This is a genomic window from Bartonella queenslandensis AUST/NH15 (genome assembly GCF_000312585.1).
GTDB classification, from domain to species: Bacteria; Pseudomonadota; Alphaproteobacteria; order Rhizobiales; family Rhizobiaceae; genus Bartonella; species Bartonella queenslandensis_A.
Window position 1 is genome coordinate 1 of the sequence record NZ_HE998056.1, and the last position, 852, is coordinate 852.

Annotated in this window: 2 protein-coding genes; both read left to right on the plus strand. The window is 35.9% G+C overall.

From position 1 onward, the window contains the following. The first annotated feature begins 114 nt into the window (after positions 1-114). Positions 115-372: an AbrB/MazE/SpoVT family DNA-binding domain-containing protein gene (locus tag BN338_RS09315; RefSeq protein WP_039761445.1), complete on the plus strand. Its 258-nt coding sequence runs from the start codon at positions 115-117 to the stop codon at positions 370-372. Then, positions 372-704: a type II toxin-antitoxin system PemK/MazF family toxin gene (locus tag BN338_RS09320; protein WP_039761448.1), complete on the plus strand. Its 333-nt coding sequence runs from the start codon at positions 372-374 to the stop codon at positions 702-704. The genes BN338_RS09315 and BN338_RS09320 overlap by 1 nt, the downstream gene beginning before the upstream one ends. Positions 705-852 lie beyond the last annotated feature (148 nt).

Genomic DNA, 852 nt, shown 5'->3' on the forward strand with positions numbered 1-852 from the left:
CAAAAAAAATAAATGCTAAATGTTTTACTAGTATGTTTATAAAAGTATTAGAAACTCTTGAAATAGCTTTTAAAATGTTATATTTTTATATAATATTTTGGAGAGGTTGTTTTTATGCATACAACGAAATTACGTAAAGTTGGAGGATCAGTGATGCTTTCTATACCACCCTCACTGCTTGATGTCCTTCATCTTTCTGAAAATGCGCAAGTTGGTTTGACTATTGATAATGGACAATTAGTTGTGAAACCACAAACATTTCCTAGTTATACTCTTGATGAATTGTTAGCCCAATGTAATCCGTCAGATGATTTTGTAGATGAGGATATAGAATGGTTTGATGCTAAACCTGTTGGTAAAGAGCTGTTGTGATGAAGCGAGGCGAAATTTGGCTGGTATCTCTTGATCCATCTTCGGGTTATGAACAAAAAGGAACGCGTCCTGTATTAATTGTATCACCGGAAGCATTTAATCATGTAACGAAAACACCTATTGTCTTGCCTATTACAAGCGGAGGAAATTTTGCTAGAACAGCAGGCTTTGCTGTCTCATTAATGGGAGTGGGATTACATACAACGGGCATAATACGTTGTGACCAACCACGTGCTCTTGATATTGGAGCGCGTCAGGGAAAGAAAATGGAAGCAGTTCCCCCCATGATTATGAACGAAGTCCTTGCTAAGCTAGCAACATTTCTTACGTAGTTGGTTCAAATCTTTATCTCGTGCCGTAAAACATCGTTCTTTGAAACGAGGCAAAAAGCCAAGTAAAAGATTCATTTAAATGGGATTATTATTGCATCACTTGTTTGTCTGAATACTAAGTTTAGATTTTTAGAAACAAAAAATGTAC

What these genes read in the sequence shown, in the direction of transcription:
- BN338_RS09315 (WP_039761445.1), top strand. Translation starts at nt 115, where the DNA reads ATGCATACAACGAAATTACGTAAAGTTGGAGGATCAGTGATGCTTTCT.
- BN338_RS09320 (WP_039761448.1), top strand. Translation starts at nt 372, where the DNA reads ATGAAGCGAGGCGAAATTTGGCTGGTATCTCTTGATCCATCTTCGGGT.